At 69.2% G+C, this 1,634-nt stretch carries 2 protein-coding genes; both read right to left on the reverse strand.

Translation table 11 applies throughout. The features are described from left to right. Positions 1–286: 286 nt before the first annotated feature. Positions 287–520 (reverse strand): hypothetical protein, encoded by a 234-nt coding sequence (locus tag MZTS_RS24845; RefSeq protein WP_041371369.1) that lies wholly within the window; start codon positions 518–520, stop codon positions 287–289. Positions 521–1,319: 799 nt separating this feature from the next. After that, positions 1,320–1,634: DUF305 domain-containing protein (locus tag MZTS_RS24850; protein ID WP_246482278.1), on the reverse strand; the 315-nt coding region annotated here is incomplete at its 5' end.

Below are 1,634 nucleotides of genomic sequence, written 5' to 3' on the forward strand. Positions count from 1 at the left end.
GGAGGCTCGTGACTTGGGCGTCTCTGCGTAGGGTGCGATTGCCTGCGGCCTAGGCCGGCTCGCGACGATGCGGATCTCCCCAGGCGCCCGTGACGCCGGTCTTGCCTTCCGAGCTTTGGGCGGGGCCTCGATGTCAGTCCTGACCGGGGCAAGAGGGCGCCGGCCCGTGAGGCTAGGACGCCCGCCCCCTCGGCCTCCCGGGTGCCGGGTCCGAGATGGTCGCGATGCGACCTGATCCTGTCCTCGGTGCCGCGCCAGGGTGCACCACGGACCGCGCGGCCTCGTCTCACCGCCGAGCGCCGGCCGGCTCGGGGCGCTCGGTGACGGGGCGTTGGGGCGCGCGCCGGATCGAACCGGTCGTCAGGCCGTCGTCGAGCGAGCGGAATGCGGGACGCAATTTCTGATACCGTTCGTTGCGCCAAGCAGGGGGGACGTTGTCCCAGGCGCCGGCAAGGGCGTTACCCGGCATCCAGGCCATCAAGGCGGCGCCCAGAAGGGCGGCATGGACAGCTCGGTTCATGGCTACGTTTCCCTCTTCTCAAGAAGCTGGCGGCTTCTTGGAAGAGTTCGGGGCCGACGCGGAAAAGGTTGCAGACCGTTCGAATCTCGAACTGCGGTCGGGCCAAGACCCCGGGGCCGCGCCCCGGGGAGACCAGCCCGGCATTGCGGTGTCCCAGCGGCTCCGGGCCCGGTCTGCGCCCGGCCCGGTCGCAGCCTGACCGCAGCGGTCGGACGACACGACGAGATGGACGGCGTCGCGGCCTGCCGCCACCCGCGCGGAACCCGGCTCTCAGCGGGCAGGCTGCCGCCGCGCTTGCCCGACGTGGCCCGGAAAACCCAAGCCGAACCGATCCTGGGCTCGGGGCCGGGACAGCTCATCGGGATGGCGCGGAACAGATCCTGGGCGAACCGCCATTCGTGGGCGAGACAGAACCGGACTGTCTCGACATCGGCCGGTGGCACCGGCGCAGCCGCGGCGCAACCTCGCCGCCGAACTTCCGGACGATGCAAGCGCGGCACTTGGCCTGCGCGCCTGAGTTCACGGACAGCAGGTGTCCCTTATGCAGGGGGGAGCGCCAACAGGATCCTCTGACGTCGGCTGGACGCTCCCTCCTCCGGCCGTGGCCGTGTCCGCTTTCGGCGACGGGGAGAAGTTGTTCGGCCAGCCTGACCCCGACGACCCGGACGGCGGTGATTCCGGCCCGCGGAGAGCCTGGCCGGGACCGTAGCTAGCGGGCCCGCCAGACAAGGCGTCGCCGAGCCGTCGAGTCGTTGCCCTGACCCGTCGGCGGTCCGCAGCGAGGCCAGGGGTGGAAGATCTACTTCTCCTTCCGGATCTTGGCCTGGATCTCGCGCAGGCTCTTTTCGTTTTCCTCCTTCGTCTTCCGGGCTTCCTTCACCACCGTCTCGTCCTTTGAATGCTTGATGGCGGCCTCGGACATGTCGACCGCGCCCTGGTGGTGTGCCGCCATGCCCTTCATCCAGGCCAAGTCCGGATCGGGGTCCATCATGCCTTGCATCATCGCCTTGTTCATCTTGTCCATGGCTTCCATGGAGGCCTTCTGCAGAGGGCCCATGTTCTTCATGTCCATGCCCGACATGGACCCGCCCTGGCCGCCTTGGGCGAGCGACGG

The sequence above is a fragment of the Methylorubrum zatmanii genome (genome assembly GCF_014845115.1).
Lineage (GTDB): Bacteria > Pseudomonadota > Alphaproteobacteria > Rhizobiales > Beijerinckiaceae > Methylobacterium > Methylobacterium zatmanii.